Source organism: Alishewanella sp. SMS8 (assembly GCF_030737935.1).
In the GTDB taxonomy this organism is placed as follows: Bacteria; Pseudomonadota; Gammaproteobacteria; order Enterobacterales; family Alteromonadaceae; genus Alishewanella; species Alishewanella maricola.
In genome coordinates this window covers 625,901-646,879 of record NZ_JAPJEA010000001.1, presented here as the reverse complement: position 1 = coordinate 646,879, position 20,979 = coordinate 625,901, and the positions used below count along the sequence as shown (strand labels likewise).

The 20,979-nt window shown below is 46.5% G+C and carries 24 protein-coding genes; 18 read left to right on the top strand and 6 right to left on the bottom strand.

Going from position 1 to position 20,979, the window contains the following annotated elements; translation table 11 throughout:
* Positions 1–147: 147 nt before the first annotated feature.
* From hppD to ORJ01_RS02865, 6 genes are all read left to right on the top strand, one after another.
* Positions 148–1,221 (top strand): 4-hydroxyphenylpyruvate dioxygenase, encoded by a 1,074-nt coding sequence (gene hppD / locus ORJ01_RS02890; protein WP_226749810.1) that lies wholly within the window; start codon positions 148–150, stop codon positions 1,219–1,221.
* Complete coding sequence (locus tag ORJ01_RS02885) at positions 1,214–2,347, top strand: homogentisate 1,2-dioxygenase (RefSeq protein WP_229584938.1); 1,134 nt, start codon at positions 1,214–1,216, stop codon at positions 2,345–2,347. The genes hppD and ORJ01_RS02885 overlap by 8 nt, the downstream gene beginning before the upstream one ends.
* Positions 2,348–2,368: 21 nt before the next feature.
* The gene (locus tag ORJ01_RS02880) at positions 2,369–3,382 is read left to right on the top strand and encodes a fumarylacetoacetate hydrolase family protein (protein WP_306176910.1); all 1,014 of its coding nucleotides are present in this window, start codon (positions 2,369–2,371) and stop codon (positions 3,380–3,382) included.
* Between the two features lie 59 nt (positions 3,383–3,441).
* Positions 3,442–4,083, top strand: coding sequence for a maleylacetoacetate isomerase (gene maiA, locus ORJ01_RS02875; RefSeq protein ID WP_226749813.1), 642 nt, complete (start codon positions 3,442–3,444; stop codon positions 4,081–4,083).
* Positions 4,084–4,208: 125 nt separating this feature from the next.
* Positions 4,209–5,054, top strand: coding sequence for a GAF domain-containing protein (locus ORJ01_RS02870; RefSeq protein WP_306176909.1), 846 nt, complete (start codon positions 4,209–4,211; stop codon positions 5,052–5,054).
* Complete coding sequence (locus ORJ01_RS02865; protein ID WP_371930706.1) at positions 5,051–5,257, top strand: hypothetical protein; 207 nt, start codon at positions 5,051–5,053, stop codon at positions 5,255–5,257. The genes ORJ01_RS02870 and ORJ01_RS02865 overlap by 4 nt, the downstream gene beginning before the upstream one ends.
* Here the strand turns inward: ORJ01_RS02865 and ORJ01_RS02860 are convergent.
* The 3 genes from ORJ01_RS02860 to gloB are packed head-to-tail and all read right to left on the bottom strand — an operon-like array spanning position 5,254 to position 8,165.
* On the bottom strand, positions 5,254–5,730 hold the full coding sequence (locus ORJ01_RS02860; protein ID WP_306176908.1) for a hypothetical protein: 477 nt from the start codon (positions 5,728–5,730) through the stop codon (positions 5,254–5,256). The two genes, ORJ01_RS02865 and ORJ01_RS02860, sit on opposite strands and share 4 nt — an antisense overlap.
* 18 nt (positions 5,731–5,748) lie before the next feature.
* Positions 5,749–7,341 (bottom strand): LysM peptidoglycan-binding domain-containing protein, encoded by a 1,593-nt coding sequence (locus ORJ01_RS02855; RefSeq protein ID WP_306176907.1) that lies wholly within the window; start codon positions 7,339–7,341, stop codon positions 5,749–5,751.
* Positions 7,342–7,397: 56 nt separating this feature from the next.
* Positions 7,398–8,165: a hydroxyacylglutathione hydrolase gene (gloB, locus tag ORJ01_RS02850; protein ID WP_306176906.1), complete on the bottom strand. Its 768-nt coding sequence runs from the start codon at positions 8,163–8,165 to the stop codon at positions 7,398–7,400.
* 39 nt (positions 8,166–8,204) lie between these two features.
* On the opposite strand from gloB, the gene ORJ01_RS02845 reads away from it, so the two are divergent.
* On the top strand, positions 8,205–8,969 hold the full coding sequence (locus tag ORJ01_RS02845) for a class I SAM-dependent methyltransferase (protein WP_306176905.1): 765 nt from the start codon (positions 8,205–8,207) through the stop codon (positions 8,967–8,969).
* Positions 8,970–9,028: 59 nt separating this feature from the next.
* On the opposite strand, the gene ORJ01_RS02840 is transcribed toward ORJ01_RS02845, so the two are convergent.
* Together ORJ01_RS02840 and ORJ01_RS02835 are read right to left on the bottom strand one after the other, a co-directional pair.
* Positions 9,029–9,886: a TraB/GumN family protein gene (locus ORJ01_RS02840; protein WP_306176904.1), complete on the bottom strand. Its 858-nt coding sequence runs from the start codon at positions 9,884–9,886 to the stop codon at positions 9,029–9,031.
* A gap of 54 nt (positions 9,887–9,940) precedes the next feature.
* Complete coding sequence (locus ORJ01_RS02835; RefSeq protein WP_306176903.1) at positions 9,941–10,477, bottom strand: DUF2058 domain-containing protein; 537 nt, start codon at positions 10,475–10,477, stop codon at positions 9,941–9,943.
* Positions 10,478–10,591: 114 nt separating this feature from the next.
* On the opposite strand from ORJ01_RS02835, the gene ORJ01_RS02830 reads away from it, so the two are divergent.
* Both ORJ01_RS02830 and ORJ01_RS02825 read left to right on the top strand, forming a co-directional pair.
* Positions 10,592–11,923, top strand: coding sequence for a DEAD/DEAH box helicase (locus ORJ01_RS02830; RefSeq protein ID WP_306176902.1), 1,332 nt, complete (start codon positions 10,592–10,594; stop codon positions 11,921–11,923).
* Positions 11,924–12,144: 221 nt separating this feature from the next.
* Positions 12,145–12,357 (top strand): cold-shock protein, encoded by a 213-nt coding sequence (locus tag ORJ01_RS02825; protein WP_226749822.1) that lies wholly within the window; start codon positions 12,145–12,147, stop codon positions 12,355–12,357.
* Between the two features lie 73 nt (positions 12,358–12,430).
* Here ORJ01_RS02825 and dinB read toward each other — a convergent pair whose 3' ends face one another.
* Complete coding sequence (gene dinB / locus ORJ01_RS02820; RefSeq protein ID WP_306176901.1) at positions 12,431–13,522, bottom strand: DNA polymerase IV; 1,092 nt, start codon at positions 13,520–13,522, stop codon at positions 12,431–12,433.
* Positions 13,523–13,758: 236 nt separating this feature from the next.
* On the opposite strand from dinB, the gene glyA reads away from it, so the two are divergent.
* The 9 genes from glyA to ORJ01_RS02775 all read left to right on the top strand — a co-directional run bounded on the left by glyA (position 13,759) and on the right by ORJ01_RS02775 (position 20,946).
* Positions 13,759–15,012, top strand: coding sequence for a serine hydroxymethyltransferase (gene glyA / locus ORJ01_RS02815; RefSeq protein ID WP_226749824.1), 1,254 nt, complete (start codon positions 13,759–13,761; stop codon positions 15,010–15,012).
* 93 nt (positions 15,013–15,105) lie between these two features.
* Positions 15,106–15,558: a transcriptional regulator NrdR gene (nrdR, locus tag ORJ01_RS02810; RefSeq protein WP_226749825.1), complete on the top strand. Its 453-nt coding sequence runs from the start codon at positions 15,106–15,108 to the stop codon at positions 15,556–15,558.
* A 2-nt stretch (positions 15,559–15,560) separates the two neighbouring features.
* On the top strand, positions 15,561–16,718 hold the full coding sequence (gene ribD, locus ORJ01_RS02805) for a bifunctional diaminohydroxyphosphoribosylaminopyrimidine deaminase/5-amino-6-(5-phosphoribosylamino)uracil reductase RibD (RefSeq protein ID WP_306176900.1): 1,158 nt from the start codon (positions 15,561–15,563) through the stop codon (positions 16,716–16,718).
* A gap of 1 nt (position 16,719) precedes the next feature.
* Positions 16,720–17,370: a riboflavin synthase gene (locus ORJ01_RS02800; RefSeq protein ID WP_306176899.1), complete on the top strand. Its 651-nt coding sequence runs from the start codon at positions 16,720–16,722 to the stop codon at positions 17,368–17,370.
* A gap of 12 nt (positions 17,371–17,382) precedes the next feature.
* Positions 17,383–18,492 (top strand): bifunctional 3,4-dihydroxy-2-butanone-4-phosphate synthase/GTP cyclohydrolase II, encoded by a 1,110-nt coding sequence (gene ribBA / locus ORJ01_RS02795; RefSeq protein WP_226749828.1) that lies wholly within the window; start codon positions 17,383–17,385, stop codon positions 18,490–18,492.
* A gap of 77 nt (positions 18,493–18,569) precedes the next feature.
* On the top strand, positions 18,570–19,034 hold the full coding sequence (ribE, locus tag ORJ01_RS02790; RefSeq protein ID WP_226749829.1) for a 6,7-dimethyl-8-ribityllumazine synthase: 465 nt from the start codon (positions 18,570–18,572) through the stop codon (positions 19,032–19,034).
* A 12-nt stretch (positions 19,035–19,046) separates the two neighbouring features.
* Positions 19,047–19,460, top strand: coding sequence for a transcription antitermination factor NusB (gene nusB, locus ORJ01_RS02785; protein WP_226749830.1), 414 nt, complete (start codon positions 19,047–19,049; stop codon positions 19,458–19,460).
* 35 nt (positions 19,461–19,495) lie between these two features.
* Positions 19,496–20,458: a thiamine-phosphate kinase gene (thiL, locus tag ORJ01_RS02780; RefSeq protein ID WP_306177520.1), complete on the top strand. Its 963-nt coding sequence runs from the start codon at positions 19,496–19,498 to the stop codon at positions 20,456–20,458.
* Entirely contained in the window at positions 20,455–20,946 is a 492-nt protein-coding gene (locus tag ORJ01_RS02775; protein WP_226749831.1) for a phosphatidylglycerophosphatase A, read from the top strand. Before thiL ends, ORJ01_RS02775 begins: the two co-directional genes overlap by 4 nt.
* Positions 20,947–20,979: the final 33 nt, after the last annotated feature.

The following is a 20,979-nucleotide window of genomic DNA, read 5'->3' as shown; positions in this document are numbered from 1 at the left end:
TTGAATAAGCGGAAAAACAGTGGTTTTGTATGTTTAACTGTACATTCTAGTCTCAGTGTCGTCTAAAGCTCTTCCTTAGCTTGCCCCTTTCTTTTTTCTGGCGCTCGCGCATGATGTCGGCAAAGACAAGGTAATAGGAGTTGTACAATGACTGATCATATTAATCCGCTAGGCACAGATGGTTTTGAATTCGTAGAATATACCGCTGCCGATGCTAACGGCATTCAAAAGTTAAAAGAGCTGTTTTTCGGTCTAGGTTTTACCGAAGTCGCAAAACACCGTTCAAAACAAGCTTGGCTGTATAAGCAAGGCGATATTAACTTTATTATCAATGCCGAGCCCAATTCGCAGGCTGAAGCCTTTGCACGCCAGCATGGTCCATCCGTGTGCGCCATGGCGTTTCGAGTAAAAGATGCCGCAACCGCTTTGCAACATGCTTTAGCGAATGGTGCAAAAGAATATAAAAACCAAATTGGCCCGATGGAGCTTAATATTCCCGCCGTTTACGGTATTGGTAGCAGCTTGCTGTATTTTGTTGATCGTTATGGCGCGAGCTCAGTGTACGACATCGATTTTAAATACTATGACAACTGGCAAGTTGAGATGGCCAAGCATGGTGTGGGTTTAGAAATTCTTGATCACCTCACGCACAATGTTATGCGTGGCAATATGAATTTGTGGGCCGGTTTCTATGAGAATATCGGTAACTTCCGTGAGATCCGTTATTTCGACATTGAAGGTAAACTGACGGGGCTGGTCTCCAAAGCGATGACGGCACCTTGTGGCAAAATTCGTATTCCAATCAATGAATCGTCAGATGACAAATCACAAATTGAAGAATTTATCCGTGAATACAAAGGCGAGGGTATTCAGCATATCGCGCTAACCACGGAAGATATCTATCAAACAGTTCGCACTTTACGTGAGCGCGGTATGGAATTTATGCCGACACCTGAAACCTATTACAACAAGGTAAATGAACGGGTCGAAGGCCATACTGAAGATCTCGATCAACTGCGCGATTTGCGTATTCTGATCGACGGCGCGCCGATGAAAGATGGCATCTTGCTGCAAATCTTCACTAAGACTGTGATCGGGCCAGTATTCTTTGAAATTATTCAACGTAAAGGTAATGAAGGTTTTGGTGAAGGTAACTTCAAGGCTTTATTTGAATCGATTGAAGAAGATCAGATCCAGCGCGGAGTGTTAAATAATGCGTAAATGGGCAGCCTTTCCATTAAAAGAAGGTGATATATCTCGTCAAGCGCATGCCGATTTTCCAGAGCAGGCCATTTATGAGCGTGAAGCGGGGCGCAGCGGCTTTTTTGGTCCCGCAACTCACTTCCATCATCGGCACGCACCCACGGGCTGGAGCGATTGGCAAGGCCCGTTGCGGCCACGTTTATTTGACTTTAATGCGGTGAATAGCAACAACACCGCTTCACCTTGGTCAGTACCGACCTTGTTACATAACGCCCATTGTAAATTTCGTACCTGGCGTTTAACTGACAAGATGTCGCGACTCGCTCGAAATGCCGATGGCGATGAGTTGTTGTTTATTCATGAGGGCAGTGCTGAGCTGTATTGCGATTATGGCCATTTAACATTGCGTGACGGGGATTACGTGGTGATCCCTCGTTCGACCATGTGGCGTTTAGAGCCGTCTGAGCCCATGCTCATTGTGTTAATTGAAGCAACTAACGACAGCTATCAATTGCCAGAAAAAGGCTTAGTGGGTAATCATGCGATTTTTGACCCTGCGATGCTCGATACGCCAAAAATTGATGAGGCGTTTAAAGCCCAATACAGTGAGCAGCAATGGCAGGTGGAAGTGAAACGACACAATGAAGTATCGGTCATTACCTATCCTTATAATCCGCTGGATGCCATTGGTTGGCATGGTGATTTAGCCGTGATGCGCATTAACTGGCGTGATATTCGGCCTTTAATGAGCCATCGTTATCACTTGCCACCGTCGGCACATACGACTTTTGTCGCTCAACGATTTGTGGTCTGTACCTTTGTGCCTCGGCCTATTGAAAGCGATCCTGGCGCTTTAAAAGTGCCGTTTTATCATAATAACGATGATTATGATGAAGTGCTGTTTTATCATGCGGGTGATTTCTTTAGTCGCGATAATATTGAAAAAGGTATGGTCACTTTCCATCCGGCCGGTTTTACTCATGGTCCTCATCCTAAGGCGTTTCAAGCAGGGCAAGAGTATCGGAAAAAGTTCACTGATGAAGTGGCGGTGATGCTCGATACGCGAGACGCGTTGATTGCCGGCGATGCGGCGGTGGCTACCGAAAACCCTGACTATGTTAACAGCTGGAAAGTTAAGCCTTAATTGCCTGCATAAGGATAAAAAATGAAGTTAGCAAGTTTAAAAAACCAAACACGTGATGGTCAGCTTGTAGTGGTCAGCCGTGATTTACAGCATTGTGTTGCTATTCCACAGATCGCACACACGATGCAGCAGTTATTAGATAATTGGCAACAACTAGCCAATAAAGCCGAGCAAGTTTATCAAGCGCTGAATCAAGGTAGCGTAAGTGATGCTAAGCCGTTTGAGCAGGCAGCGTGTGAATCACCGTTACCGCGCGCCTATCAATGGGCTGATGGCAGTGCTTATGTAAATCATGTTGAACTAGTGCGCAAAGCACGTAATGCTGAAATGCCAGCGAGTTTTTGGACCGATCCGTTAATGTATCAAGGTGGTTCAGATGATTTTATCGGCCCACGCGATCCTATCGTTGCGATCACCCCTGAACATGGCATCGATTTTGAAGGTGAAATCGCCGTGATTACCGACGATGTGCCGATGGGAATAAGTGCAGACGCGGCCTTAGACAAAGTGCGTTTACTGATGTTGGTGAATGATGTGTCGTTGCGTGGCTTGATACCGAATGAATTAGGCAAAGGTTTTGGCTTCTTTCAATCGAAACCCGCTTCAAGTTTTAGCCCTGTTGCCGTTACGCCTGATGAACTAGGACAGCATTGGCAAGCCGGTCGGTTGCATTTGCCCTTGTTATCCACCTATAACGGCGAAGCTTTCGGTAAACCGAATGCCGGTATCGACATGACCTTTAATTTTGGTCAATTAATTGCGCATGCGGCAGCAACACGCAACCTGGGTGCAGGTGCTATCATTGGTTCAGGTACAGTGTCTAATAAACAAGGTACTGACTATGGTACCGCCATTGCTGAAGGTGGCGTGGGCTATAGTTGTATTGCAGAAATCCGCATGATTGAGACCATTCGTGATGGTAAACCGACGACACGTTTTATGCAGTTTGGCGATACCATCCGTTTAGAAATGCTGGATCCACAAGGTCAAAGCATCTTTGGCGCTATTGATCAGCAAGTAACAGCTTCTCACTAAGCTGTTGTTGTTTGCAGGCGGGTGCGCCGCACCCGCCTATTGCTGAGGGGACAACTTAGATGAAACTATACAGTTATTGGCGTTCATCCGCGGCTTACCGTGTACGCATTGCGCTCAATCTTAAGCAGCTCAGTTTTGAGACGATTCCCGTTCATTTATTAAAAGAGGGCGGGCAGCAGCATCAACCGCCCTATCAGCGATTAAATCCAGCCGAGTTAGTTCCTGTTTTTATTGATGAGCAGGCAACACTGCATCAATCGTTAGCCATTATTGAATATTTAGAAGAGTGTTATCCGCAACATGCATTATTGCCTGACAATCCGGTTGCGCGAGCACAAGTTCGCGGCCTAGCGCTGGATATTGCTTGTGAGATGCACCCGCTGAATAATCTTCGTGTATTGCAGTACCTAACGGGTCCGCTGGCGCTATCTGAAGCGCAAAAGTTAGAATGGTTGCATCACTGGTTGCATGTTGGCTTTAAAGCCTTTGAGCAACGCTTATCATCCTGTGCTGGCGATTATTGCTATGGCGACAGTGTAAGTTTGGCAGATGTGTGTTTAGTGCCGCAAGTGTACAACGCTCTGCGCTTTAAACTCGATATGATGCATTATCCGCAGATCAATCGTATTTATCATCATTGTCAGCAATTGGCGGCATTTGCTCTTGCTGCGCCAGAACATCAAAGTGATGCGCAACTATAAATAACCTTACCTTCTCGATAGTGTTTGCTGTAAAGCGATTGCTGCAACGTTATCTTTACCGTATTGTGGTATTAACTGATGCAATGCTTCGCAAGTAAGGATTTTTCGAGGTTGGATTATTCAGAATGAGCAACGATGATATGTTCCAGTGGTGGCGACAAGCGCCGTTTGGGTGTGCTTTATATCAAGAAACCGCGACGCATCCAGAGCAATGGGTATTTGTTGATGCGAATGCAATATTCAAGGTGGTTACGGGATTAACGGCCGAGCGTTTAGCGGGTAGTCAGCCAGAGGAGTTTAACCGACATGCGGTGTACTTCTCAGAAAGCACCGCCTTATGTTACCAAGTAGATAGTTATGCCCCTGCCGCAGGTTTTTTTTTAGTGATCCTGCAGCAAATTCCCAACTTACATTTTGCCAGCCCGCCAACGGCCAGCCAGCGCAATCCTGTGGCTTTAGTCAGTTTACTGTTAGAGCTAGGCCAGCATTTTAGTACGGTCGAACCGGCTGCATTACCTGCATTCATCCAGCAAGCTTTAGCCAAATTAGGGCAAACCGTGGCGGCAGATCGCGTTTATATTTTTAATTATGATTTTAACAACAATACCTGTTCAAACACTTTTGAGTGGTGCGCTGAGGGTGTTATGCCGGAGATCAACAGTTTACAAGGCGTGCCTTTAGCGGTTATCCCGCAATGGCTGCATGCACATCAAACAGGGCAAGAGATGCACATCCCTGATGTACCGGCACTGCCAAAGGGGGATGCGTTAAAACAAATATTACAACCGCAGGGGATTAAAAGCCTTCTCACTATACCCTTGTTGGCGGGTATGGAACTGTTAGGTTTTGTTGGTTTTGATTCGGTGAAACAGTATCGCTATTACACTGAGCAAGAGCGCTTAGTATTAGGTGTTTTTGCCAGAATGCTGGTCAATTTGGAAGTGTCGGCAAGGAATCGGATATTAAAGTGATGAGAATACGTTTTCCAAAACGTTGGTTAAATCGCACGTTCTGTTATGTGGGGATTTTTGGTTTAGTCTTTCAAGGCACCGCAGCTATCCATGCTTGGTGGAATCAGATCCCCATAGACTATTTCTGGCCATTATTACTGGCACCAGTGCTCTGTTTAGCTTCAGGTTTAATGCCCTTATTACAACTTCAAAAAGAGCCTTAACGTTTCGGTTTAAACATTCCTCGCACATTTAACTCACTAATACCGTTGTCAGTTAAACTGAAATTAATTTGGGCTGGACCTTTACTAAAATAATAGAACTCATCATTGATTTGCAGAACAAAACGGCCTCGCGCAGAACGGGCATTATCATCCTTATTCAGCTTAATAACATATTGGCCAAGTTGCAATGTAAAGCCATGCAAAGGCTGGTTGCTCAAGTCGGTAACCCAGACATCAGTATCATCTTGTAAAATTAAAGCCATCGAATAAGACTGCGGCGGCATCGCAAAACGGGTTTGCTGTTGGCCAACAGTAAACTGATAGGCACCGGCTTCACGTTTCAATTGCAGGGTAAAAATCTGCTGACGTTGTTCGCCACTGGCCGTTTGCAATTGCAATTGGCCATGGTATGCAAAGTCAGCATAACTGAAATGGCTGCAACACAGTAACCAGGCTAATACTACATATTTCATCTGATACCTCGGTAAAAATCAGACATCTGTTGCATCGACTAATAGCGTTAATTGTTGTCCAGGCTGAAGATAGCGTTCAGTATTAATATTATTCCATTTTACGATATCTGCGACTGTAATGCTGAAACGCTGGGCAATTTTAACTAAAGAGTCGCCAGGTCTCACTCGATAATTAAGGGTACGGGTTTGCTGAGTTGCGGTTTGTAATGGGCTGTTGCTCCAAAGCTGGATGCGCTGCCCCTCATTTAAGACACTGTTAACGCTTAGTTTATTCCAGTTACGAAGCTGTGCTACCGTCACATCATATTTACGGCTTAAATCCCATAAGGTATCACCGCGCTGAATAATATGCTCGGTCATTTCACCGTTGCTGCTTTGGGCACTGTCGTTAGCGGCAATGCTTTGCGTTGAAGTGCTTTGGTTGGTGCTGTTGGGGATCAATAATTCTTGACCAATTCGAATGGTATTGCCGGACAATTTATTTAAGCGCACTAACACGTCAACCGAGGTTTGATAACGACGCGCAATTACGCCTAAGTTATCACCACTTTTCACGCGGTAAGGTTTAAATTGCATTAATTGCGTTACTGGTGTATTGGCTAACGCTTGGTTAAATACCTCGGCTTGCTCAATCGGTAATACCAGTTGATGGGGGCCATCCGGTGCGGTCGCCCATTGGCTAAAGCCAGGGTTTAACGCCTGCAAATCCGCGACGCTCATGTTGGCCAAGTCTGCTGCAATGGCCAAATCAACTTGGTTACCTACATCAACCACGGTAATTTTTGGCTCATTTGCAATAAACTTCCAGACAATTTGGAATTCTTCAGGGCGTTGTAAAATGTCAACCAAAGCTAATAATCTTGGAATGTAAATGGTGGTCTCTGCCGGTAAATCGAGCGACCAAAAATCAGTGGGTAAGCGCCGTTTTTGATTCGCTTTAATCGCGCGCATAATCCGGCCTTCGCCAGCATTGTATGCGGCAATCGCGTTTAACCAATCATGTTCTAAGGTATCGTACAGATATTGCAAATAATCTAAAGCGGCTTGGGTAGATTGCACTACATCACGACGGCCGTCGTACCAGGTGTTCTGTGCTAAGCCAAAACGTTTGCCGGTGACGGGCATAAATTGCCACATGCCAACGGCATTCGCCGGAGAGGTAGCCAGAGGATCAAAGGCGCTTTCAACAATGGGCAGTAACGCCAATTCTAACGGCATTTGGCGCTTTTCTAGCTCTTGCACTATGTAGTACAAAAAAGGCTGTGCTCGACCCGCCACCTTATCTAAATAGGCTTGATTATCAGTATAAAAATTACGTTGTTCGACGATAGCGCGGGTTTGTGGCACCTTAAAACTTAATTGCGCTTGGATACGCAACCAAAGATCTTCCAACTCGCTGGCATCAAGCAGTTGTTCTTCACTGAGGCCTGAAGCCCATAACCTGGCGGCAATTTTCTCAGCCGAAGCGGTATTCTTGTGAAAATCTACAGCTTTAGTTTTTGCTGGTTGTGGCTGTGGTAACTGAGCTGTCGTTTCAGCATCAGACCCTGTCGTGCTGACACAGCCGGATAACAGTGCCAGTAAAACTACGGCAGAGATTCTTACAAACATAACGGAGATCCAGTTTTAAAAAAATAAATATTACCTGTCTGACAGCTCAATGCAAGTCAGGATTTAAATTGATCTTTGGCTGCTCTTAAGTAAGTAAACAGCTCAAGAGCCGAGCTTTGTTTAAATTTGTGTTGTAACGCTATGTTTTCACAGCGTAAAAAAGGATTAATCTTTTTCTCTAATGCTAAATTAGAAGGCAAAGTTTCCTGATTATTTTGTCGCTTTAACTGACTTTGCTGCTGATAATGCAGTAAATCAAGGTTATCGGGCTCAACCTCACGGGCAAAACGCAAATTTGCCAAGGTGTACTCATGTGTGCAATACACTTTAGTGGTGCTGGGCAAGCTAGCGAGTCGCTGCAAAGATTGCAGCATCTGCGCGGGTGTCCCTTCAAATAAACGGCCACAACCGCCGCTAAATAAGGTATCACCGCAAAACAAAACGTCCGCTGAATAATAGGCTACGTGCCCAGCCGTATGACCCGGCACTTGTAGAGTCTGACAGTGCCAATTAAGTTCCGGAAAATGAATGATGCTATTATCGGCTACGGTTTCGGTTAATAATGGAATTTTATGTTGTTCTGCCTCAGGGCCGATGATCCGAACCTCAGGCCACCGCTGTTTTAATTGCGCTAGGCCTCCGGTATGATCAGCATGATGATGAGTAATTAAGATCCCAAGCAATTGTTTGCCGGTTTGCTGAAGGTACTGATTGACCACCGTGGCATCACCCGGGTCAACCAGCAAACAATAGGGTTGGTTCTGGCGTGACACAACCCAGATATAATTATCCTGAAAGGCATGAATAGGGCTAATATCCAGCATTGGGAACTCCTTTGCATTTAATCAGGGCAGAACATTAACATGAAACCGGCACTTCGTGACAATCATCCTGCAGTCCCTTCCGGCTGGCACTGTTTTCGGCAAGGTCATGCCTTAGCCAGTGCGCTAGAGCAGGAGTTAGAGCCGTGGTTGCAAAAAATCTTCGGTTATTACTTATTGAAGATTGGTGATTTAAGTAGCCAATTAAGTTTACCCAGTGCCCGCTTACGCCAACAATTAACGCTAGGCTCTGCCGAAGGGCAAGCAGAACTCCCCACCGGCGCAAAAATGATTGCCGAGCCCGACGCGCTGCCAATAGCGGCAGCGAGCGTTGATGCGGTGCTATTAAGTCATTGTTTAGAATTTCAATCCGATCCGCATCACGTGATCCGCGAAGCGCACCGTGTGTTAATTGGCGATGGTTATTTATTGCTTAGCGGCTTTAATCCACATAGTGTGGTTGGATTAACCCGCTTTGCGCCTTGGCTAAAAAATGAATTTCCGTGGCAAGGTCATTTTTTTAGTGCGGCGAGGATTAAAGATTGGTTGCACTTAATTGGTTTTGAAGTGGTCGGTGAGCAGCGGTTTTTTTGCAGTTCAATGTTAAGTCCAGATTATAAAGCTGGGCGTTGGCAACGTTTCAGTGAACGTCATTTACGTTATTTTGCGTCGAGTTATTTGTTGGTGGCGCGTAAAAGAGAATTACCCTTAACGCCGATCAGACCAAAATGGCAGGTACAAACTGGCTTTTCTACCGCACAGGGTATCAGCGCGAGGCATGGCGCCCAGCGCAAATCAATAAAATAAAGCTAAAAAAGCCCAACAGATCCTTGAAAGCAGTTGGGCGTCGTTGTTGCGTTAACGCTTTAATCGTGCAACTGTTCAATACGATAGCCGCGATCGGCCAGTAATTTTAATAGGCCATCTTCACCGACCATATGCAGTGCTCCCACTAATACCATCGTATCCTTACCTTCCAGTTGTGTTAGCGTATCTAGCCAAGCATAGTTGCGTTTTGCCAAGGTAATTTGATAGATCTCAGGGGTTTTTTTCATGTCATCAATGTATAGATCAGCCAATTGCTCAGCATGACCACTGCGCCAAGCAGCCTTCATTTGCCCCAACATGCTTTCGATTTTTTCTAAATCTTGTAAGGTTGAACTGATGACTTTGTTGGCGTCAATTTCATTTAATGCTGTCAGCACCGCCAGATGTTCATCGACCGTTTCTAAACCACTTATACGCTTTTGCTGTTGCAAGCCTAATTGCAAATAGTGCATATCTACGCCGGTAGAAGCGGCACCGAGGCGTTGCAGTTCTTGAACTGAAATCATCATTGCGGCAAAAGCCGGTTTAAATTGTTCTATGGCAGTGAGTGGCCATTGCCGCTCTTTCGCCATGGCTTGCAGCTGCTGATATACTTTATTGGATAACACATCTTTTAAGTTCTGCCCCGGCCGATAAGTGTTTTGAGACATCATCTTATTCATCCCTGCTGGGCTGGTAAGTTGTTGCATGTCGGTTTCAAAAATCAAATGCTGGCTGGCATTAAAGGCGGTATCAAAAGCGTTAGGGAGAGGGAAGTCGTTTTCACTGAGTAGATGCACAGTGCCAACTAAGTAAAACTGGGTTTGATCTTTACTCACTTGCCAAACAGAAGCGGCAAAGACCGCTTGGCTGACACCGAAAAACAGCAATAATCCAATACTGAGTAGTTGCCGCATAGCAAGCTCCTTCATTTAATAAAAATATTAAGAGAAGAAGCCCGCCTTGTATTGTTACCACATCAAATCATCAGGAATTTGGTAAGCGGCATACGGATCTTCTTCATCGGCCTGTTCGGCAGGGCGATCCTGTTGCACAATAACGCTTTCTGGTTGGCGCTGTGCAATTTTAGCAGCAATTGCTGCGGGCACTAACACATAGTTTTCACCCTGCTTAACGATCGCAAGTAAACCACGAGTTAATTCATTATGCAACTTGTTATTAACGTATAGCCGCTTAACTACTTTGCCGTCAGTAAAGTTAAAGGCCACTTCACCACTGGGCTTAATGGTATTGCTAGTTATTAATTGCGAAACTTGCGCCGCAATGGCTTTTTTCTGCAACAACTGTTCTTTTTGGCGGTTTAATTCTTGATCGCGTGCCACCTGCTCTTGGCGGCGTTGCTCGGCCAGTAAGGTGGCCTCGGCAACCACTTTTTGGTTTTTACCTGATTGCACACGTTGCTGATGTTGTTGCTTTTTTGCCGCTTTTAGTTTTTTCGGGTCGGCTAAACCGGCTTTAAGCAGTTGCTCTTTAAAGGCATTACTCATGAGGTTACTCTTAACGAATTACGGGAATATTGCTTATACTAGCTCGACACAGGGCACTAACTCAAATCTGTCAGTTGAGGTATCATAGGTGCCTATCGTAAAGAGAGGTATATTTTGGTTTTTCAGGACTTAGGGCTGGACCCGCGATTATTGCGCTCGGTACAACATTTAGGCTTTGCCACGCCTACAGAAATTCAGCAAGAAGCTATCCCTGCAGTATTGGTGGGCCGTGATCTGATGGTCTCGTCCAAAACCGGTTCGGGTAAGACCCTGGCTTATTTGTTACCGATGATGCAGCGGCTGTTGAAAAGCCGCCCTTTGTCTAAGCAAGATGCCCGTGCGTTAATTTTGGCACCCACCCGCGAATTGGCAAAACAGGTGTATGCACAATTACGCTTGTTTGTGTCAAATACGCCTGTTACCGCAGCATTAATTGTGGGCGGCGAGAATTTTAATGATCAAGAGAAGCTATTAAAACGCCAGCCGACCGTCATAGTGGCGACGCCTGGGCGTTTTTTAGATCATCTAGAGCACAAGTCAGTGTTTCTGCAAGGCTTAGAAATGCTGATCTTAGATGAAGCGGATCGCATGTTAGACTTGGGCTTTATGCCGCAATTAAATGCTATTAATAAAGCCGCCGAGCATCGATTACGTCAAACCTTATTGTTTTCAGCAACCTTAGATCACACTGAAGTTGATGAGCTAACGGTTGCCTTATTAAAAAACCCGTTTCGGGTTGCCTTAGGCAGTGGGCATGAGCAGCACAGTGATATTCAGCAGCAATTTATGTTTGCCGATAACCTCACGCACAAAGAAGCCTTATTAGCACATGTGCTCAAACACGAGCCGGTGAAACAGCTCATTATCTTTACCGCCACTCGTGACGATGCCGAGCGCCTAGCGACCGTGTGTGTTGATAACGGTTTTAGCGCCATGGGCTTAAGTGCTCGGTTAAACCAAGGCCAACGTAATGCGGTGATGCAGCAATTCGCAGCCGGTAAATATCAAGTGTTAGTGACCACTGACTTAGCCTCGCGTGGCCTAGATTTACTGCAAGTGACTCATGTTATCAATTTTGACTTGCCAAAACACCCCGAAGAATATGTGCATCGGATCGGTCGGACAGGTCGTGCCGGTGCGAAGGGGCAGGCTATTTCCTTAGTCGGGCCAAAAGATTGGGCATCACTGCAAAAAATTGAAGGTTTTTTACGCCGGCCTGCAGAGTTTAGCGAGGTGGAGGGTTTAGTGGCGCGCTTCAAAGGCCCAACCGAGCCAGTAGAAAAAGCCGGTAAAGCGGCAGCGAAGTCAGCTAAAAGCTCCACGAAAGCTAAACACTCGGGCAAGCCCAGCGCGAAAACGGTGAAAAAAGCACCGGCAAAGGTGTTCTTCCAAGGTGGCGATGACGGCTCGGCGCCCGTGCGACGTAAAAAAACACCACAAGATTGATGGTTTTTTCCACATTACTGCTACACTGAGTAAGTAAGGCTTAGCAGTCCTTGCTGGAACGGCCCAACAGAAAACTATTTTCTGTTCGTCTCGGTATTTATATTGACCACTTAATCAGCATCCCTGATAATGCGGTCGAAGTAAGTATCAGCTCGATGACGTGGCCGGTATTATTTAAGTCGCCGGAATTTCGGCAAAATTTGTTAAAGTAAGAGAGTGTTATGTCACAGTTAATTTCTGGTACAGTTAAGTGGTTCAATGAAGATAAAGGTTTTGGTTTTATCGAGCGTGAAGGCGGTAAAGATGTTTTTGTTCACTTCCGCGCTATCAACGGTACAGGCCGTAAAACGTTAGTTGAAGGCCAACAAGTGACCTTTATCGTTACTGAAGGCCAAAAAGGCCCACAGGCTGAAAACGTAACTGTTATCGGTTAATTAGTAAAGATTTTAAAGAGCCGGCCTTAGCGCCGGCTTTTTTATTGCCGAATACCTTGCCTAAGTTACGCCTTTAAAAAGTGGTGCCTTCTAACGGTAGGGCTAATTGTTCATGACAAGCCGATTTAAAGCCCAGTTGTATGCCAATTAAGCGCACGCTGTGTTCTTGCCTGCGTTGCCAAGCCTGCGCTAATAGTTGTGCCAATAAGCGCGGATCTAAACGATGACATTGGGTTTCTACTGTCGTTTGCCGAAAATCACTGAATTTTAATTTCACGCCAATTTTTTGTAGTAATGCCGCTTTACCGCTTTGCGCTAAACGCTGCTCTAAGGTGGGTAATAACTGTAGCATTTCTTGTTCGGCTTGCTCTAAGTCCGCGATGTCGTTCGGCAATGTCTGTTCTACACCGATCGATTTACGTTCACGATCTTGCCGGACCGGGCGTTCATCAATACCTTGGCTGCGTTTAATTAACGTAGCGGCGAAGCTGCCAAAATGCCGAGATAACAAGGCAAGTCGCTCTGTACTGATCTCTTCACCTGGCTGACAAATATCACGGCAAAAATGAAATCCGAGCTTGGCAAGTTTGTCTGCGGTTTTTACCCCAACACCAGGGATTTTGCGCAGGGCGAGTTGCAGAACAAAATCGTTGATGGCCTCGGGTGGGATCACAAATAAACCATCGGGTTTTTGTTCATCACTGGCGATTTTGGCGAGAAATTTATTGGGCGCTACCCCAGCAGAAACGGTTAAACCGGTTTCTGCTAACACCGTGCGGCGAATATCCGCAGCAATCAGCGTGGCGCTGGCTTTAAATTGCTTACAATCGGTGACATCTAAATAGGCTTCATCTAAAGAAAGTGGTTCGACGTGCTCGGTATAACGGCGAAATATGCTTTGGATCTGTTGGCTAACGGCTTTGTATTTATCCATGCTCCCACGCATTAAGGTTAGATGCGGGCAACGCTTTAAGGCTTCATGTGTCGGCATGGCGGAGCGCACACCAAAAGCCCGAGCCGGATAATTGCAGGTGGCAATCACGCCGCGTTCAGATCGACTACCGCCAATAGCTAACGGAATATGCCGCAGGGCAGGGTTGTCGCGCATTTCAACCGCGGCAAAGAAGCAATCCATGTCTAAATGGATAATTTTTCGATGCGACATAATCCTGCTGTAAATAGCGCTGTATGAATAACCAGTAATTTACGCCCCTTGTAACACGTTGTAAAGCAAGTGGCAGTATTTCTGCACAGCCAGTAAGATTTTTTTAGACTTCATTTCATTTAGCTGTCTGGATGTCTGTTTTTTCAGTGCAAGAATTAAAAAATAAGAGTAGAATAACCAACAATTTTTAGACTGTTGTCAATCGATCAGCGTGGTAGCCGCGCGCAGGAGAAAGCATGTTAAAGCGTGAAATGAATATTGCAGATTTCGATCCGGAATTATGGCAATCCATGGTACAAGAAACTGAACGTCAAGAAGCCCATATCGAGCTTATCGCTTCAGAAAACTATGCCAGCCCTCGGGTATTGCAGGCGCAAGGTTCACAGTTAACGAATAAATATGCCGAAGGTTATCCGCATAAGCGTTACTACGGTGGTTGTGAATATGTTGATTTAGCCGAAGATTTAGCCATTGCACGTGCCAAAGAATTGTTTGGTGCTGACTACGCTAACGTACAGCCACACTCTGGCTCACAAGCTAACTCAGCGGTATTTTTAGCGTTATTAAACGCTGGCGATACCATTTTAGGTATGAGCTTAGCGCATGGCGGTCACTTAACGCACGGTGCGAGTGTCAGCTCATCCGGTAAACTTTATCATGCTGTGCAATATGGCCTACATCCCGAAACCGGCGTGATTGATTATGATCAAGCCGAAGCCTTAGCGCTAGAACACAAACCTAAGCTGATTATTGCTGGTTTCTCTGCTTATTCCGGTATTGTTGATTGGCAGCGTTTCCGTGATATCGCGGATAAAGTCGGTGCATACTTACTGGTTGATATGGCGCACGTTGCCGGTTTAGTGGCGGCGGGTTTATATCCAAACCCCGTACCTATTGCTGATGTCGTGACAACGACAACGCACAAAACCTTAGCCGGTCCACGTGGTGGTTTAATTTTGGCGCGTAAAAACGAAGCCATTGAGAAAAAGTTAAACTCAGCGGTGTTCCCAGGCGGCCAAGGCGGCCCTTTAATGCACGTTATTGCGGCAAAAGCAGTAGCCTTTAAAGAAGCCTTACAGCCTGAATTTAAAGTGTATCAGCAACAAGTGTTACTAAATGCCAAAGCCATGTGTGCTGAGATGATCTCTCGCGGTTATAAAGTGGTATCAGGCGGTACGGAAAACCACCTGTTCTTGATGGATCTCATCGACAAAGATATTACCGGTAAAGAAGCGGATGCGTGGTTAGGTTTAGCGCACATTACCGTTAATAAAAACTCAGTGCCTAACGACCCACGTTCACCTTTTGTGACCAGTGGCTTACGAATTGGTACTCCGGCTATTACCCGTCGTGGCTTTAAAGAAGCTGAAGCACGTTTAGTCGCCACACTGATTTGTGAAGTGTTAGACAGCCGTGGTGATGAAGCGGTTATTGCATCCGTTAGAGCCCGTGTTTCTGAGGTATGTAGCCGTTTCCCAGTTTATGCGTAAACTAAAATAACATGTTATGATGGCCGCAATTGCGGCCATTATTTTATCCGGCCATCTCAAAAAGTCCCGATAGGGTGATATAGAGAGCTCAGCATGTTTTGTCCCTTTTGTAACGCGGATGACACCAAAGTCATTGATTCTCGTTTAGTCGCCGACGGTCATCAAGTGCGCCGGCGTCGTGAATGTCTAGCTTGCCATGAACGTTTTACGACCTTTGAAGCTGCCGAACTGGTAATGCCACGCATTATTAAGCGTGATGGTTCGCGTGAACCTTTTAACGAAGATAAATTACGCAATGGCTTATTGCGTTCGTTAGAAAAACGCCCGGTATCTACCGAAGAAATCGAACAGCTGATCCATAAAATTAAATCGCAATTACGTGCAACGGGCGAACGTGAAGTCGGTAGTCATTTGCTGGGTAATTTAATTATGGATGAGTTAGTTAAAGTCGATAAAGTGGCCTATGTGCGCTTTGCTTCCGTGTATCGCTCATTCAAAGATATTCGTGAGTTTGGCGAGGAAATTGCCCGCTTGGGAGAGAAGTAACGGTGTCCTTTTCAGAAGCCGATCATCAGTATATGACGCTGGCGTTAAGCTTAGCTGCGGCTGGGCGTTTCACCACCGATCCTAATCCTAATGTGGGTGCGGTGTTGGTGAAAAACGCTCAGGTTATAGGGCAAGGCTATCATCGACAAGCGGGGCAGGGCCATGCCGAAGTGTATGCTTTACAACAAGCCGGCTCTGCGGCAGCAGGCGCGACTTGTTATGTCACGTTAGAGCCTTGTGCGCATTATGGTCGCACCCCGCCTTGTGCCGAAGCGTTAGTGAAAGCTGGGGTCAGTCGCGTGGTGATTGCCATGTTAGATCCGAATCCACTGGTGGCAGGCAAAGGCGTCGCTATCCTCGAAAGCGCAGGGATCAGCGTGCAGCATGGTTTGCTTACGAACGCCGCCCGGGCGCTCAATCCGGGTTTTCTCAGTCGGATGGAACGTCAACGACCTTATGTCTGGCTCAAAATGGCCGCCAGTTTAGATGGTCGCACCGCGCTAGCTAATGGCGTAAGTCAGTGGTTAACCGGGGAGGTTGCGCGTGATGATGTGCAGCAGTTTCGAGCGCAGAGCAGCGCGATTTTATCAACGGCGAGCACGGTATTAGCCGACAATGCACGCTTAACCGTGCGACAAACCGCCAGCGAGGCCATTAGCTGTTTAGCCGATGGTAGCCTTCGCCAGCCACTGCGTGTCATTTTGGATCGGCAACAGCGTTTAACGGGGACTGAAGCCTTGTTTAGCCAAGGTGGCGCGGTGTTAATTTGCTATGACGGCAGACAAGCGGCAAAACAACTTAGCGCCAGTGCGGTTGCGGTAACGCAATGGCCTGTTGCATTGTTGCCATCAGGCCAATTCGATTTATCGGCTTTGCTTAAAGTGTTACATCAGCAGCAGATCAACAGTGTTTGGACGGAAGCTGGCAGCACCCTAGCCGGGGCCTTATTGCAGCACGGTTTAGTCGATGAATTGATCTTGTATCAAGCGCCACTCCTGTTGGGTGACTGTGCTCAACCCTTAGCGAAATTGGGCGATTTCCAACAATTAACCGCAGTACCGCATTTAACACTGCTGGATGTACACCAACTCGGCAACGATATTCGAATTCGGGCGAAGCCCACTACAGCAACTGTTGCCAACCCAACAAAAGAGAGCTGATATGTTTACCGGTATTATTGCTGCCACAGGTCACATTAGCCACTTAACCGCTAAAGGCGGCGATTTAGAAGTGCAGATCCACAGTGAGCAGTTAGATTTTAGCGATGTGCAGTTAGGGGACAGTATTGCCAGCAATGGGGTCTGTCTTACCGTTACCAAATTGCTAGCCCAAGGTTTTGTCGCTGATGTATCCGCTGAAACACTCGCCTTAACCCGCTTTAGTCAGTATCAGGTGGGACAGAGAGTGAATTTAGAAAAAGCCTTATTAGCCACCGGTCGATTAGGTGGTCATCTGGTCAGTGGTCACGTTGATGGCGTAACCGAGCTGCTGCGTATTGAAAAAACCGCGCGCGCCTGGCAACTCTGGTTTGCTATGCCTGCGGCGTTAGCCCCTTATTTAGCACATAAAGGTTCGGTAACCATTGATGGCGTCAGCCTAACCGTAAATGAATTAAGTGCCACAGCCTTTCGTTTAACGATAGTGCCGCATACGGCTGCGCAAACGACATTGCTGCAGTTGCAAAAAGGCAGCTTGGTCCATATAGAGGTAGATCTGATCGCGCGTTATTTAGAACGCTTACTCCATACTAAAACACCTGCCCCTACAACAGGTGTTGATCTGGCGTTGTTAGCGCAACGCGGGTTTTTATAAAGAAGGTTAGCTATGCAACTGAATACACCTGCAGAAATTATTGAAGATATCCGCCAAGGTAAAATGGTTATTTTGATGGATGATGAAGATCGCGAGAATGAAGGCGATTTGGTGATGGCCGCCGAGTATGTCACGCCTGCTGCCATCAATTTTATGGCAAAGTTTGGTCGTGGCTTAATTTGTTTAACCTTATCGAAAAAACGCTGCCAGCAACTCAACTTACCCTTAATGGTCGATGCCAATAAATCACCGTTTGCTACCAACTTCACGGTATCCATTGAAGCTGCAGAAGGCGTGACCACCGGTATTTCAGCGGCCGATCGCGCTAAAACAGTGAAAGCGGCGGTGGCGCGTGATGCTCGCCCAACAGATATTATTCAACCAGGGCATATCTTTCCTTTAATGGCGCAAGATGGCGGTGTATTAGTTCGTGCCGGCCATACTGAAGCCGGTTGTGATTTAGCGCGGTTAGCCGGGCTGGAACCTGCAGCTGTGATTGTCGAGATCCTTAATGATGATGGCACTATGGCGCGCCGTCCTGATCTCGAAGTGTTTGCGAAAGAGCATGATATTAAAATCGGCACCATCGCTGATTTAATTGAATACCGTAACCTCAATGAAACCACCATTGAAAAAGTGGCGACTTGTCAGTTGCCAACCGAGATGGGCGACTTTGAATTAGTGACCTTTAAAGACACGATTGATAATCAGTTGCACTTTGCTTTAGTTAAAGGCGAGATTGTCGCTGATGAGCCAACCTTAGTGCGGGTGCATTTACATAACACCTTTAATGATTTATTGCTGACGACGCGTGGGACTCATCGTAGTTTTCCACTGCATACCGCCATGCAGCGCATTGCTGATGAAGGTGGCGTCTTGGTGTTGTTAGGTAAGCACGAAAGCACCTCAGAGCTAGTGCAGATGGTGCAACATTTTGAAGCAGAAGATAAAGGTGAGAAACCGCCAGTGGCACCTTGGAAAGGCACCTCACGAAATGTGGGGGTGGGTTCACAAATTTTAGCCAGTTTAGGCGTGAAGAAAATGCGCTTATTAAGCAAGCCGATTAAGTACCATGCGTTATCCGGCTTTGGTCTGGATGTAGTGGATTACGTTTCTGAATAAGGCTATGCCCGAGTGTCAGAAATTATGCTATTATACACGGCTAAATTTTGACGGCAGTTAAATAGTAAGGACAGGTCATGCAGGTAATTGAAGCAGGCTATGCAGCAAATGGTAAGAAAATTGCGATAGTAGTCGCACGCTTTAACGGTTTTATTGTTGAGAGTTTACTCAGTGGCGCCATCGACACCTTGCGTCGCGTGGGTAATATCGCTGAACAAGACATCACTGTTGTACGTATTCCTGGCGCTTTTGAGTTGCCATTAGCGGTACAACGTGTTGCTGCAACCAAGAAATATGATGCGATTGTGGCAATTGGTGCGGTGATCCGTGGTGGCACACCACACTTTGAGTATGTCTCTGGCGAGTGTGTCAAAGGTATTGCCCAAGTGGGTATGCAGTATGACCTGCCGGTGGCTTTTGGCGTTCTAACCGTAGACAGTATTGAGCAGGCGATTGAGCGTGCGGGTACTAAAGCCGGTAACAAGGGCGGCGAAGCAGCTATGTCGGCACTCGAAATGATCAATGTGCTTGCACAGCTGTAACAGGAAGCACAGATGAAACCTAACGTCCGTCGTCAATCTCGCTCACTCGCTGTACAAGGCATTTACAGCTGGCAAGTTAGCCACAACCCGATAGCTGATATTGAGCAGCAATTGTTATTGGAAAATAATGTTAAACATATTGATGTTGCGTATTTCCAAGACATTTTACGCGGTGTGGTATTACACCATTCCAAATTAGACGAAGCGATTAAGCCGTATCTCGAGCGCCCGTTCGAAGATATCGACTTGGTCGAAAAAGCGGTATTACGTGTTTCAGCCTATGAACTGAAGTACCGTTTAGATGTCCCCTATAAAGTGATCATCAATGAAGCTATTGAATTAGCCAAAGCCTTTGCGGCTGATGATAGTCATAAGTTTGTGAACAGTATCCTGGACAAAGCGGTCAAGGTATTGCGTCCAAATTAATGGAGAAGCCGACGTCAGTCGGCTTTTTATACGCTATGGGTGAATTTGATTTAATCGCGCGATATTTCTCGAATATCGGTGTGAAGCGCACTGATGTCAGTATTGGAGTCGGTGACGATGGTGCGGTATTACAGGTGCGTGATGGTTACGACATCGTTGTTACAACAGATACCATGGTCGCGGGGACTCACTTTTTTCCTGATGTTGATCCGCGTGCACTTGGCCATAAATTAGTGGCTGTCAATGTGAGCGATCTGGCCGCGATGGGGGCAGAGCCAACATGGTTATCGTTGGCGATGACGTTACCCTCGGCAGATGAAAGCTGGTTAGCCCAATTTGCTGCCGGTTTGCATGAAACCGCCGAATACTATAATTGTCAATTGATAGGGGGGGACACCACACGTGGCCCACTCAGTTTCAGTATGATGGCTAAAGGCCAAGTACCGCGTGGTAAAGCAATTACTCGCTCGGGTGCAAAAGTGGGTGATTATATTTATGTCACGGGTACACTGGGCGATGCGGCCTTGGGCCTGAAGTGGGTGCAAGGACAATGCGAGATTAGTAAAAAGCATCAAGGCCATGTGTTACAGCGTTTTCATTATCCCTCTCCTCGGGTTGCTTTAGGTCAGGCGCTGCGTAATACCGCAAGTAGCGCGATGGATATCTCTGATGGTTTAGCCGGTGATTTACCGCATATCTTACGTCGCTCAGGCGTAGGCGCTTTTGTTGATATTCAGCGTTTACCTATGTCACAAGCGCTAAAAGACAGCTGTACCGCGGAAGAGGCAATGCAACTGGCGTTATCGGGTGGAGAAGATTACGAGTTACTCTTTACCGTACCAGAGAATCGCCGCGGCTCACTTGATGTGCTACTGTCGCCTTATGGCGTGCCAATCACCTGTATTGGCCGGATCACAGGGGCGGTGGGTAAACTGGAATTAAAAACCGGTGAACAGCCTTATGCGTACCAACATCAGGGGTTTCAACATTTTCTATGACAACAGCACATAGCAAAGCCCAATTTCAGCTGGGTAAATGGCAGCATTTTTTAGCGTTAGGCTTTGGCAGTGGTTTAGCCCCAAAAGCACCAGGTACCTTTGGTACTTTGGCTGCATTGCCGTTGGTTTGGTTACTAAGTTTGGCCGGTCAAGCTTGGCTATTGCTGTTTATCCTATTCGGTAGTTTGCTGGGTATTTATGTGTGTGGCAAAGCCGCTGCCGATGTAGGGGAACATGACCACGGCGCCATAGTTTGGGATGAAATTATCGGTTTTGCCTTGACCATGCTCTTGGTGCCCATCAGCTGGCAAAGCTTGTTACTGGGCTTTATTTTGTTTCGGTTGTTCGATATTTTAAAACCTTGGCCCATCAGCTGGTTTGATCGCAGGGTACACGGTGGTTTCGGTATTATGCTGGATGATTTACTGGCCGCGTTACCTGCTTTAGCCATCTTGCATCTATTGGTGTACCTGTCATGGTTAAACTAAGGGCTGTGACCACACCGTAATCACTATCACCAT